This is a genomic window from Thermosynechococcus sp. TG215, from assembly GCF_031583455.1.
Classification (GTDB): Bacteria; Cyanobacteriota; Cyanobacteriia; order Thermosynechococcales; family Thermosynechococcaceae; genus Thermosynechococcus.
This window is the reverse complement of sequence record NZ_CP134178.1, coordinates 2,151,302-2,163,292: the sequence shown is the minus strand read 5'-3', so window position 1 is coordinate 2,163,292 and position 11,991 is coordinate 2,151,302. Positions and strand designations below refer to the sequence as shown.

The following is an 11,991-nucleotide window of genomic DNA, read 5'->3' as shown; positions in this document are numbered from 1 at the left end:
TCTCATAGAAACTATCCCCCAAGGGGCAGAGATAGTTACTTACCAGCCAGATTCTAACACCGTGTTCGTTGGCTTAAGGTTATCTCAAGGTTAGGAGCCGTTTAAGAATTAGGCCGGCTCAAGGTTTGGATGAGGTTTTTTGGGCTTCAGAACGACTCCAGCCACTGCTAACGGATTGACCAATTCCCTGCAAAATGCCGCGGCCAATCAGCCCCAAACCGCGACCAATCACCTGCGTCAGCAGATACACCACTCCCTTGCCGACCCAAGCCACCACTGCCCGTACTGGGGGGGCTAAAGCATCACGCGCCTCCAGCGCCAAGGTTAGAGCGTAGGGAATCCCCTCGAGTTGCATCAGTTCCTGTTGACGGGGGACGGTCAGCGCTAGTTCCTGAATTCCTCGCTCCGTGAGCCGCAGTAAGACCAAACGACTTTCAAAGATATCTTGGGGTTCCTTGACCCAGCGCCGCCAGCGGTAATGCCAAGAGAGAGCGTTGCGAAAGCGTTCCATTTCCCGCGTTGAGGTGTATTGCGGCTGAAAAAATGTCTGTTGAATCACTGCACTATAGCAACACCGATTCAGCAGCGGATAAACAATGCCATTGGCGACAGTGAGCAACCAGTGATCGAGGAGGGCATCGAGGATCTCCAAGGCGGCAGCAGTGCCGTAGCGATAGGTCTGCTGATGGAGGGTGAGGGGCTGTTGCACCAGTAAATGAGCCAGCATCTCCGCCACAAAGGGGATTGGCTTCAGATAGACGCTGGCCACAGTTTCTCTTTCTGTGAGCAATTGCTCAATCAGGTCGGCGTCACTGCCGAGGGCAAAACGATAGGGACGAAAAAACTCCCGCAGGCTCTGTTCCCACAGGTCTTGCAGTAGGGAGCTACCCCGCTGGTGCAGAAATTCAATACTGGGTGGTGTTGCTTGTAAAGTGCGCACGAGGAGATCCCACTGCCGCAGGATGGTATAGAGCAGTTCCCGCCGCTGTTGTAGGGTGAGCACCTCTAACTCCAAAGGCCGCGACGTTAGGTTCAAGAGATCCGACTGCATCCGTTGTAAGCAGCGATCCACCAATTGGGAAATGATCTCAATCTGCGGACGCACGGGGGACACTACTGGCGCAGGAGGGGCTTGAGTTGGCTGTGGCAAGAAACGGGAGACTAACCAGCGGGCGGCACGAATTTCCCGATGGCGACCTTCACACACCAGCCGTTCGAGGGCAGAGAGGCGCGATCGCCCCAAGTACTGATCCAAACCCTGTAACCACGCATCCATTTCCCCCAATCCCTGCTGCAGAACCTGATACCGCCAACGATCCCACGGATTGGGAAAGAGCACACTCAAGGGGGGTTTTGGGGGCGTGACGGTGTGAACGATTTCCCCTTGAGCAATGGCCAGAATTGCCGCCAAGAGATCACTCAGCGCCGTATTGCGATGGTAAATGCCTTCGACACCCGCCTGTTGGGCAAGGGAAACTAACTCAAGGGCAGCGGGTCGGACAGTGAGAATTATCCGCAGGGCAGGATAGTGCTGCTTCAACCACTGCCACAGCCAAGGGGTAGTGGCATCATTCACTGTGAGTTGGGCATCACAGAGAACAATCCAAGGCGTGCGTTCTTGATCGAGGGGCGTGTTTTCCAGATAGGTGATCAGACCATGGCCATCGTGAAAGACCAGCGGCTCAATCCCCAACTGCTGCTGAATTCCTGTCCAAAGGCCAAGACGCACCACATCCTCTCCCTCGACAATGATGAGACCAAAGTTGGGGGAGGCATCAGCAGTGATAGGGGACATCGACATTTGCGCAAGACTTAGTTGGGGTTGGGACTATTCAGATATTGACTGACAAGCCGCGCCATGATAATTTGCCATGACAATTAAGGAATTCTTTTTAGGACTCACCTAACTCAACGTCTGCATAGAGATCACTGAGTTTTAAGGAAGTCTGTAACGAGGGCAGTAGTAGTTCCTGCGTAATATCTTGCCAAATCGTGAGCAGCCATTGATATTCAGCCTGCCGCAAATATTGTTCAACACAGGGGCGATCTTGGCTAATCAGGAGATATTCTTGCAGGGTTGGAATCTGACGATAGTCGAAAAATTTTGTCCCGCGATCGCGATCCGCTGTCGAAGGCGATAAAACCTCAGCAATGAAAATCGGCTGCATCACCACATCGTTGCGTCCCGCCACTAGGGGCACCGGCTTCGGCGTCACCATAACATCAGGATAGTAGTACGACTGCGTTTCCGGAATCCAGAGGCGTTGATCTGTGACAAAGACGCGGTAGGGCTGTCCCTTGAGTGCCAAACTCAACAGAACAGTTAAGGAACGAACCAACTCATTATGATTAACGCTGCCCCCGGGCATAGTGTAAAGTTCTCCTTGGCGATACTCATGGCGCTCCGTTGCCACCACTTCTTGAGCTAAGTAAGCTTCCGGAGTGAGGTACGTGACCGCTGGCTCCAATACTGTGGTCATCAGAGTTCCCGTCAACGCGATAGTTCAATCCTAAGCAATTCAACGCCCCTTTCTAACATATGGGGTACACGGTGAAATGTTCTTCTACTAGGGTTTTGAGCGTGGTCAATTCTTGGGACAGAGTCTGTCAGTGAAACGTCGCCAAATCAACCGCTTACTCCTCTGGGGAAATGCAGCCTTGGTAGCCAGTTTGACCCTCCGCTAATGGTGTGAAGCCCAAACGCGGGTTCCCGATGACAGCGAATTTCACCTGTTGTTTGGGACGGCAAGGTCTATATTGCCTATATTGCCGCACGGGATGGTTATCTCTATTGTTTGGGATAGGCTATACTGCTGAAGCTGTGGTTTTCGCCGACCAATGGAGCCAACGCCTGACTTTGTTTTGCCCATTCCGGCTGCGGATACTCCCCTCTCTGAGGAGGAATTTCTTCAACAGGTGCGCCAAGCGTGGCAGGTGTGTGAGCGCTTTGATCTACAAACAGAGATCTGGCGGGGGCAAATTCTACGGGCGGTGCGCGATCGCTATCGCCATCAAGGGGATGAGCGGGGTATTGGCTTTCAGCAGTGGCTCCAGGAACACGAAATCAGTAAACGCCGTGCCGATGATTTGATTCAGTTGGCCGATCGCGCCGATGAATTGCTCAAGGAACGTCCCCTGCCCCCCGAAGCCATTTCTCGCTTTAGTAAACGCGCCTTTTTGGAGACCGCCGCAGCGGATCCTGAGGTGCAAGCCCTGATTACCCAAGCCGCAGCAGCGGGCGATCGCATTACCCACCGTGAAGTGCGCCAACTCCAAGCGGAATGGACGGCTCTGCACTCTGATCTCTTACCGCCAGTGGTGCGCCAAAAGGCCAGCGATCGCACCCTTGCCCCCCGCTACGTTGCCCCCTTAGTCAAAGAATTAGAAAAGCTCCCCCCCCAACAGCAGCAGGAACTCTCCCAAGAACTGGCCAGCGATCCCAGTGTGGAAACGGTTAAGGAAATCACGGCGACGGCTCGCCAACTCAGCCGCTATCTTGAGGCCGCTCCCCAAATTCAAGCCCTCAAGACCCACCCTGTGGATCTGGAACAAGTCCTGATCGAAGCCCAGCGCCTTGAGCAACTGCAAACCGTTGCCGATCTCCTGCAGCAGGCCGCCCAACTGGAAAGTACCATTGCTCGGCTTTATACCACGTGGCAGCGCCTCAGCCATTTGAGCGATCGCCTCTACCAAGAATCGGGTGCCAGCACACCGCAATTACAAGCCCTATTAGAAGCCTTGGATTTTCTTTCTGGCGATATGGTGCAAATTGACTTAGCGGGACAAACCATTAAATTACATATCTTTTCTGAGAGTCAAACTCGCGCCCCCGAATTCTAACCCAATGGATCACCGATGTCCCCATTACTGGTAACGTGGTATGGAAGCCATTCAATGGCTGGCGGAGTAGTTATCGATTTCAGCACGGTTAGCATGAGAGTCCTCGTAATTGGCGGTGATGGTTATTGCGGCTGGGCGACAGCCCTCTACCTTTCAAATCGTGGCCATGATGTTGCGATTTTAGATAGCCTAATTCGGCGCCACTGGGATGCCGAACTCTGTGTCGAGACCCTCACACCGATCGCCCCCATTCAGCACCGTCTGCAACGCTGGCAGGATCTCACTGGCAAGAAAATTGGCCTCTACATTGGCGATATTTGTAACTATCACTTCCTTGAGCGTGCCATGCTGGAGTTTCAGCCCGAGGCGATCGTCCACTTTGGCGAACAACGCTCCGCCCCCTACTCCATGATTGATCGTGAACACGCCGTCCTCACCCAAGTCAATAACGTGGTCGGCACCCTCAACCTGCTGTACGCCATCCATACCCACAACCCTGACTGCCACCTTGTCAAACTAGGCACGATGGGTGAATACGGCACCCCCAACATTGATATTGAAGAGGGCTACATCACCATTGAGCACAATGGTCGCAAGGATACATTGCCCTATCCCAAGCAGCCCGGTAGCTTCTATCACCTCAGTAAAGTTCACGATAGCCACAACATTCACTTTGCCTGCCGCATTTGGGGCTTGCGCGCCACCGATTTGAACCAAGGGGTAGTCTATGGCGTGCTCACCGAAGAAACGGGCATGGATGAATTGCTGATCAACCGCCTTGACTACGACGGTATCTTTGGCACCGCCCTCAATCGCTTCTGTATTCAAGCTGCCATTGGTCATCCCCTGACGGTCTATGGCAAGGGCGGGCAAACTCGCGGTTTCTTGGATATTCGCGATACCGTGCGTTGTATCGAATTGGCCGTTAACAACCCCGCCGCACCGGGTGAATTCCGCGTCCTCAACCAATTCACAGAACAATTTAGTGTCGGTGACCTTGCCCACAAAGTCCAAGAAGCGGGTAAAGCCCTCGGCCTCAAGGTGGAAATCCAGCACCTCGAAAACCCCCGTGTTGAAAAAGAAGAGCACTACTTCAACGCCAAAAACACCAAACTGCTGGATTTGGGACTGCAACCCCACTACCTGTCGGATTCGCTCCTCGACTCCCTGCTGAACTTTGCCATCAAGTACAAAGACCGGGTGGATGTTAATCACATTCTGCCCAAAGTGAAATGGCGCGCCTAAACCCACGGCCGCTATGATCCCCTATGCCGTAACGGCGTCTTGGTTGGCTGAGCATTTGGCCGATCCCACAGTGGTGATTGTGGATTGCCGCTTTGACCTCATGGACATCACCCGCGGGCAACGGGAGTATGCTCAGGGGCACATTCCAAGAGCCTACTATCTCGACCTAGAGCAGGATCTCTCCAGTCCACGGCAGCAACACGGGGGGCGTCATCCTCTACCCGATCCAGAGAAGTTGGCAGCACGGCTCAATCAAATGGGGATTACCCCAGACACCTTGGTGGTGGCCTACGATGATTCGCGGTTTGCCTATGCCGCTCGCTGCTGGTGGCTCTTACGTTGGCTGGGACACGATCGCGCAGCGGTGCTTGATGGTGGCTATCGCGCCTATGTCGAAGCCGGGTATCCGACAACCCCTGAGGTTCCCTCGCCTCGACCGGGCAATTTCCAGCCCCATCCTCATTCGCAGTGGGTGGTGGATCGGACTGGCGTGATGGCTGCTCAAGCTGACCCCCAGACAGTGATTGTGGATGCCCGCGAACCCCGTCGCTATCGCGGTGAAATTGAACCCATTGATCCGATCGCGGGTCATATTCCCGGAGCAGTGAATTATCCGTGGCAGGCCATCTCCGATGCACAGGGGCGCCTGAAATCTGTGGCGGAACTGCAAGCCCACTGGCAGCCTTTGGCTGAGGCTGAGCAAATTATTGTCTATTGCGGATCGGGGGTAACGGCCTGTGTGGATATTTTGGGGCTGGCGATCGCTGGCCTGCATCAAACCAAGCTCTATGCGGGCAGTTGGAGCGATTGGTGTTCCTACTTGGCGGCACCTCATGACCGTTCGCTATGATCAAGCCTAAGCCCTCTTCCTCACCCGACCATGGAACGTCTTCCCAGTAATGCCCCCCCACCATCCCATCGCAGTACGACCCAACCTCTCCACCGTCTTGGCCGTGAACTGCAACGCTTTGGCTGGATTGGCTTTTGGACACAGGTCGTCCTTGGCTTTGTCTCGCTGTTGATTATTATCATTGTTATCTTTAGTCGCCAATTCAATATCAATCGTCCGCAAAATGGCATGAATAGTCCCACACTGGGCTTAGTGCTGGCGATTATTGGTCTAGTGTTTTTGGGCGTGAGTATTTACTGCTGCTATCGCTATCCGCAACTGGGACAACGCTTGGATCGCCCAGAAAAACGCCCGACCAAGGAGCACGTGATCCGCAGCTTGAATATTGGTCTCTGGGTAAATATTGCGGGCATGATTTTTACGGTGGCTGCCGCAGAGTGGAATGTGGGCATGTTGTTGCTCAAGGTGCTGTCAATTCCCCAAGGGGCGGCGGTCTATGCCACTAATGTCTTGATTGAGCCGTTGGAGATTTTTGTGATTCAGGCGAAGGTGAATACGATTGCCGCTCAGTTGACGGGTATTATTGTGGCGCTGTGGTTGTTGCGCTGTGTGCGCCGTCCCCTGTGAATCGTCTGAGGAGATCCAAGAGACTTGTTTAATTCTCAAGAGGCTGTTGCCAGCAAAATTATTGTGGCCTTGGATGTGCCCAATTTGGAGGTCGCGATCGCCACTATTCATACGCTGCCCCAAGTGCAATTTTGGAAGGTGGGGCTAGAACTCTTTTGTGCCAGCGGGCCGATTATTCTCGATGTCCTCAAGGATCAGGGGAAGCGTATCTTTCTCGATTTGAAGCTCCACGATATTCCCAATACGGTGGCCGCCGCAGCCCGGGCGATCGCCCCCTATGGCGTGGACTTTGTGACTATCCATGCGGCAACGGGATTAGCGGGTCTGAAAAGCGCGCAGGCGGCTCTAGGGGGAAGCGCCACCCAACTCATTGGGGTGACCTTGCTCACCAGCATTGACGCAAACACCCTGCAGCAAGAACTCCAGATTCCCCTTGATCCGGCCACCTATGTTGAACGCATGGCTGATCTAGCCCATCAAGCGGGACTGGCGGGCATTGTCTGCTCTCCTCAGGAGGCGGCACGGGTAAAACAACGCTGCGGAGAGGAGTTCTTGAGAATTTGTCCGGGGATTCGCCCCCTTGGTACTGCCACAGGGGATCAAGCGCGATCGCTGACGCCCAATGCCGCCTTTGCTGCTGGTGCCTCTTACCTTGTAATTGGCCGTCCGATTTTACAAGCAGCGGATCCCGCCGCAACCTTTGATGAAATTTGCCGCAGCGTTGTTTAAGGCAATTTACAAAAACCTGCAATCCAAGATATGATTAAGAATTGTCTGAACTAGGGCGATTAGCACAGTGGTAGCGCACTTCCTTCACACGGAAGGGGTCACTGGTTCGAATCCAGTATCGCCCATTGCTTAGTTCAAGTTATAAGATGAACATAATCAGACGAGTTTAGGACTCTGCCATGAGTACCCCGATTCCGCCGATTCAGCTTCCCCCTTGTGGTGACTGCACTGCGGATGCGGCATGGTTGGAGGCAGCTCTTCTCGATTGGCTCAACACCGAGTATTTGCCAGAAGCTGTGAATCTGGCGATCGCCCAGCGAGCCGCCCAAGTGTACCGCCGTCAGCGGCTGGAAGGGGAGCATGATCTTGGCGGCATTCTCTTGGCTCTGGTCACGGAGTTGCAAGAGTTTGATTTTTCCCAAAGCTTCTATAGCGAGTTTGCGGTTGCTAATGCGGTGAGTGATCTGCTCCTGCGGCGGCTGGGCATTGAACCCTGCTGTGGGGCGGGCTAGGCTTTGGGGTGCCAGTTGGGCTTGACCACTTGACGACAGCGGGCAATGACAAGGGCATTAGCCGGTACATCTTCTGTCACCGTTGAACCCGCCGCCACCGTAACATTTTCGCCGAGGGTTACCGGAGCCACTAAAACACTGTTAGCCCCGGTCTTGGTGCCGCTACCGATATGGGTGGGGTGCTTGCGCACGCCGTCGTAGTTGGCGGTAATGGTTCCTGCCCCGATATTGACGCGATCGCCCAAGGTGGCATCGCCTAGGTAGGACAGATGAGAGGCCTTGGTGTCACTGCCCAACTGCGCTTTTTTTAGCTCGACAAAGTTACCAATGCGGCAGTGATCGGCAACCAGGCTTTGCTGGCGGATGTGGGCAAAAGGCCCCACTTGGGTATCATGGCCAATCTCACTGTCGCTAATCACGGCATAGCGAGCCGTCACCCGTTCGCCAATCACACTGTTTTCAATCAAAGTGCCGGGGCCAATGATGCTACCACTGCCAATACGGGTTTGGCCGCGCAGGTGAGTTTGGGGTTCAATCACCACATCGGGAGCCAGCTCCACGGTGTCCTCAATGGTAATGCTGGCCGGATCAATCAGGGTCACCCCCGCCTGCATCCAAGCAGTTTTGATGCGATTTTGCAGCACTTGATAGGCTGCCGCCAACTGCACGCGATCGTTAACGCCCAAAATTTCCTCATAGTCTTCCACGTCTACCGCCATCACAGGACTGAGGGCATTGACGGCATCGGTGAGGTAGTATTCCTGCTGATCATTGTTGGATTGGAGATGGGGCAACACAGCAGCCAGTTGGGGCCAGTGGAAACAATACACCCCAGCATTGATGCGGCGGTTTTGCTTTTGGGCTGTGGTGCAGTCACGGTCTTCAATAATTTGCTTCAAGATATTCTGACTGTCACAAATCACACGGCCATAGCCCTGGGGGTTGGGAATTTGTGCCGTTAAAATCGTGGCCGCATTGTTGTGTTTCTGGTGGACTGCGAGCAACTTCGCCAGCGTCTCCCCACGCAAGAGGGGCACATCGCCATTGAGTACCAAAAGATGGCCTTCATAGTCCTTGAGGTGGGGCAAAAGCTGCTGTACCGCATGACCCGTTCCCAGTTGTTCGCGCTGCTCGACAAACTCCACGTGGGGTTGATCCGCTAAGGCAGCCCGCACTGTGTCGCCTCCATAACCAATGATCACAAACTGCCGTTGCGGTTGCAGAGATTGAACTTGGTGCAAAACCCAGCCCACCAGCGATCGCCCACCTAGGGGATGGAGAACTTTTGGCAGCGAGGATTTCATCCGTGTGCCTCGTCCTGCCGCTAAGACTGCCACAATGACCATGGATTTGTTGTGCCTCAATGCGCAAAGGGATGGCAAACGAGCAATACTGGGGAGAAGCAGCCCAGCCGCATCAGCGCCATGCACAATTGGAGTATACCAAGGTTGCGGTAGCCAAAGATAGCAGCACCACAGGCGAGTCAATGCGTCCAAGATGCATCAACGACCCCAAAATCCAGTAAGGTTGATGCAGTAGTTGACGAGTCACTCACAGTCCATGACTGCTTCAAAATCAACCAAGCGACCTGTCCCCTTGGCGGCTCAGTTCCTAAAATTGGTGGGAATCATCCTGCTCCTCACCTTTTTGGTCGAGTGGAGCATTCTCTTTATTACTCCCCAGTTCAATAATAGCCAGTGGCAACTCACGGTCGTTAACCAATTCATTGAGCGCGGTGCCACCCCCTTGATTGGGTTTGTCTTTATCTACACTGGCTTTTGGATTCAAGCGGTTTCTGGCAGTACGACGCAGCCGGAGCCGGGGGAACCTGCCCTCAAGGATTGGCGATTTTGGGTCTTTGTCCTCTCGAGTTTGCTAGGATTGCTCTGCCTGCTGGGGATTCCCCTCTACCTATCGATTACGGGGCAAATTACGGAACAGGCGGTCAACCAAATCAATCAAGAGGCGGCACAGGCAGAAATTCGGGTTGAGCAGGAACAGCAGCAAATTAAACAATTGGCCAGTAGCGGTCAACTGGAGCAACTCCTGAAAAGCAATCAACTGCCCCCCGATCAACAGGCGATTCTCGAGCAGTTACAAAAAGACCCCCAAGCCCTTGATAAACAAGCGGGTCAGGCACGGGAGCGCATCCGCAACCAACAACAGGAAGCGGTGAATCGGGCGCAACAGGAAGCCTTTGTGAATCGTCTCAGGGTAGGACTTCGTAGTTTTCTATTGGCAGTGGGCTTTATTACCATTGGTTGGAGTGGTCTGCGCGAACACCGCTAGGCATCGTCACCATTGCCGCCTACCTGAGGAGTAGAATATGCTTTACCTCATTGTACGTTGGCGTCTTCTGTCGCAGTCGCTGGGTCTCGGCTGCTTGATCAGCCTGCTGCTCCAACTGACGGCCGCAGCAGTGGAATTGCGGGTCGCGGTTTTAGATCGGGTACGCCAAGTAACAATCAGTAGCTCCACCCCAGCACAATTACGGGATGAGGCGGGTCGGGTGCTGACAGTGGCACCGCAGCAGAATATTACGGCTGTGCTCACGGGGGCGGGGGTACAAGCAGGGGGTGTGCAGGGGCGGCAAGTTTTCCTCGAACCTCGAGACCATGGCCTCGTGCGGGTGGGCGATCGCTGGTATCGCGGGCGGTTGCAATTGGTGAGTACCAGTGAGGGGATTATCGCCATCAACCTTGTGGATTTAGAGGAGTATCTGCCCAGTGTCGTGGGCAAGGAAATGTATCCCTCTTGGCCGCTGGAAGCCCTCAAAGCTCAAGCGGTGGCCTCCCGTTCCTTTGTCCTCTTTCGGCGCGATCGCGAACGCCGTCGTCCCGGTAGTCTTTTTGATGTCGGTGCCACCGTCACCCATCAGGTGTATCCGGGGGTCAGTTCAGAAACCGCCAGTACCCTAGCTGCCGTTGCCGCCACACGCGGTCAAGTGCTCACCTACAATGGCCAAATCATTGAAGCCGTCTTCCATGCCTCCTCAGGGGGTCACACCGAAAATTCAGAGCACATTTGGCAAAATGCCGTTCCCTACCTGCGCGGTACCCCTGACTTTGACCAAATCTCCCCCAACTTTCAGTGGACGGTGCGTTTCACGGCGGCACAACTGCAACAACGCCTCCCCGGTATTGGTACCATCGTTGGCTTTCGCCCCTTGCAATTGACTCCCCAAGGCCGAGTCATGGCAGTGCAAGTGGTGGGCACAGCAGGTAGCCGCACCATTTCAGGTAGTGAACTACGGCGGGTGTTGGGATTGCGCAGTACCCTACTGACGATTACGCCAGAGTATGGCAACGTGGCCAGTCAAAGGGGGCAAAGTGTGCCAGTGGCCTTTACAATTACTGGCCGGGGTCACGGTCATGGCTTGGGCATGAGTCAATGGGGGGCTTACGGTATGGCATTACAGGGCTACACCTACGACCAAATTTTGGGGCATTATTACCAAGGCGTTACATTGAGTGTATTGGACACGACTCAGCGTTGACGAGCTTTGTGCCCCTCGACTATGCTGCCCCTAGCGGTATGGGGTGAAGGTTGTGGTCTTAACACTCTATTTCTTGCGCCACGGGCAAACTAGCTTTAGTCGCGCCAATGCCTACTGTGGAGAACTGGATCCACCCTTAACGGATGCCGGTCTAGCGATGGCTGAGGCCTTTGCCGAACACTATGCTCAGTTGCCTTGGCAAGCCGTCTTTGTCAGTCCAACGTTGCGCACTCGAACCACGGCACAGTTTTTGTGCGATCGCGTGGGTCTTCAAATGCAGGTTCGCGATGGTCTGCGGGAAATTTACTATGGTCAGTGGGAAGGCCTCTCCCCGGAAGAGGTGAATGCCAAGTTCCACGATGATTATGTGCGCTGGCTGGCGGATCCGGGCTGGAATGCGCCCACAGGGGGTGAGCGGGGGATTGACATCTACTACCGCAGTAATGCCGTTCTCTTAGAAATTGAGCGGGAGTATCCCGACGGCAATGTTCTGCTGGTTTCCCACAAGGCCACCATTCGGATTATGCTCTGTGGTCTTCTGGGTATTGATGTGGGACGATTTCGCGATCGCATTGCTGCCCCAGTAGCCAGTGTCAGTATTGTCGAATATACCTCCCGTGGGCCATTGCTCCTTGCCCTTGCGGAGCGATCGCACCTGAGTCCCGAACTGCGGCACTTGCCGGGCACCTAGC

12 protein-coding genes and 1 tRNA gene are annotated in these 11,991 nt (G+C 54.4%); 10 read left to right on the top strand and 3 right to left on the bottom strand.

Going from position 1 to position 11,991, the window contains the following annotated elements:
• Positions 1-118 precede the first annotated feature (118 nt).
• Both RHJ02_RS10625 and RHJ02_RS10620 read right to left on the bottom strand, forming a co-directional pair.
• A complete protein-coding gene (locus tag RHJ02_RS10625) occupies positions 119-1,795 on the bottom strand; it encodes a DUF3685 domain-containing protein (RefSeq protein ID WP_310438513.1) in 1,677 nt (558 codons plus the stop codon).
• 97 nt (positions 1,796-1,892) lie between these two features.
• Complete coding sequence (locus RHJ02_RS10620; protein WP_286627127.1) at positions 1,893-2,480, bottom strand: Uma2 family endonuclease; 588 nt, start codon at positions 2,478-2,480, stop codon at positions 1,893-1,895.
• A gap of 358 nt (positions 2,481-2,838) precedes the next feature.
• On the opposite strand from RHJ02_RS10620, the gene RHJ02_RS10615 reads away from it, so the two are divergent.
• The 7 genes from RHJ02_RS10615 to RHJ02_RS10585 all read left to right on the top strand — a co-directional run bounded on the left by RHJ02_RS10615 (position 2,839) and on the right by RHJ02_RS10585 (position 7,803).
• Positions 2,839-3,840 (top strand): hypothetical protein, encoded by a 1,002-nt coding sequence (locus tag RHJ02_RS10615; protein WP_310800198.1) that lies wholly within the window; start codon positions 2,839-2,841, stop codon positions 3,838-3,840.
• A 93-nt stretch (positions 3,841-3,933) separates the two neighbouring features.
• Positions 3,934-5,085 carry an NAD-dependent epimerase/dehydratase family protein gene (locus RHJ02_RS10610; protein ID WP_149819273.1) on the top strand — a complete coding sequence of 384 codons (1,152 nt, stop codon included), beginning with the start codon at positions 3,934-3,936 and terminating at the stop codon, positions 5,083-5,085.
• Between the two features lie 13 nt (positions 5,086-5,098).
• Positions 5,099-5,935, top strand: a complete 837-nt coding sequence (locus RHJ02_RS10605) for a sulfurtransferase (protein WP_206200131.1) — start codon at positions 5,099-5,101, stop codon at positions 5,933-5,935.
• A 30-nt stretch (positions 5,936-5,965) separates the two neighbouring features.
• Positions 5,966-6,562 (top strand): DUF3611 family protein, encoded by a 597-nt coding sequence (locus RHJ02_RS10600; RefSeq protein WP_310438511.1) that lies wholly within the window; start codon positions 5,966-5,968, stop codon positions 6,560-6,562.
• Positions 6,563-6,586: 24 nt separating this feature from the next.
• Positions 6,587-7,291: an orotidine-5'-phosphate decarboxylase gene (gene pyrF, locus RHJ02_RS10595; protein ID WP_302678266.1), complete on the top strand. Its 705-nt coding sequence runs from the start codon at positions 6,587-6,589 to the stop codon at positions 7,289-7,291.
• Positions 7,292-7,344: 53 nt separating this feature from the next.
• Positions 7,345-7,416 (top strand) — tRNA-Val (locus RHJ02_RS10590).
• Positions 7,417-7,470: 54 nt separating this feature from the next.
• Complete coding sequence (locus RHJ02_RS10585) at positions 7,471-7,803, top strand: hypothetical protein (protein ID WP_250681830.1); 333 nt, start codon at positions 7,471-7,473, stop codon at positions 7,801-7,803.
• Here RHJ02_RS10585 and glmU read toward each other — a convergent pair.
• Complete coding sequence (glmU, locus tag RHJ02_RS10580; RefSeq protein ID WP_310743022.1) at positions 7,800-9,149, bottom strand: bifunctional UDP-N-acetylglucosamine diphosphorylase/glucosamine-1-phosphate N-acetyltransferase GlmU; 1,350 nt, start codon at positions 9,147-9,149, stop codon at positions 7,800-7,802. The genes RHJ02_RS10585 and glmU overlap by 4 nt on opposite strands.
• Before the next feature lie 214 nt (positions 9,150-9,363).
• On the opposite strand from glmU, the gene RHJ02_RS10575 reads away from it, so the two are divergent.
• From RHJ02_RS10575 to RHJ02_RS10565, 3 genes are read left to right on the top strand one after another with little or no spacing between them, the layout of a single operon-like run.
• Positions 9,364-10,092 (top strand): HpsJ family protein, encoded by a 729-nt coding sequence (locus RHJ02_RS10575; protein WP_310743021.1) that lies wholly within the window; start codon positions 9,364-9,366, stop codon positions 10,090-10,092.
• A gap of 37 nt (positions 10,093-10,129) precedes the next feature.
• Complete coding sequence (locus RHJ02_RS10570) at positions 10,130-11,299, top strand: SpoIID/LytB domain-containing protein (RefSeq protein ID WP_302678264.1); 1,170 nt, start codon at positions 10,130-10,132, stop codon at positions 11,297-11,299.
• A 52-nt stretch (positions 11,300-11,351) separates the two neighbouring features.
• A complete protein-coding gene (locus tag RHJ02_RS10565; RefSeq protein ID WP_206200125.1) occupies positions 11,352-11,990 on the top strand; it encodes a histidine phosphatase family protein in 639 nt (212 codons plus the stop codon).
• The last annotated feature ends 1 nt before the right edge of the window (position 11,991 follow it).